We start from the raw sequence: 259 nt of genomic DNA on the forward strand, positions 1-259 counted from the left end.
TTCCAAGTCGCCAAGGTCGCGGTATTCGAAAAGATCGCCGAGGAGCTGCCGCGTTTGCGGGCCGATCACGACCGCGTCGGGCTCGGCAAGAGCTTGCAGGCGGGCGGCGAGGTTTGGCGTCTCGCCCACGACGCCTCGCTCTTGCCCCTCACCGGCGGTGATCAGATCGCCAACGACGACCTGGCCGGTGGCGATGCCGACGCGAACCCGCAATGCCTCGGACAGCGGGAGTCGTCCGACATTGTCGACGAGAGCGAGG

1 protein-coding gene is annotated in these 259 nt (G+C 67.2%); it reads right to left on the reverse strand.

What is annotated here, in order from left to right; translation table 11 throughout:
- Window positions 1-259: adenylate/guanylate cyclase domain-containing protein (locus tag EOD29_RS32875; protein ID WP_164763999.1), on the reverse strand; the 259-nt coding region annotated here is incomplete at both ends.

This window comes from Mesorhizobium sp. M1A.T.Ca.IN.004.03.1.1, from assembly GCF_003997555.1.
Taxonomy (GTDB): domain Bacteria; phylum Pseudomonadota; class Alphaproteobacteria; order Rhizobiales; family Rhizobiaceae; genus Mesorhizobium.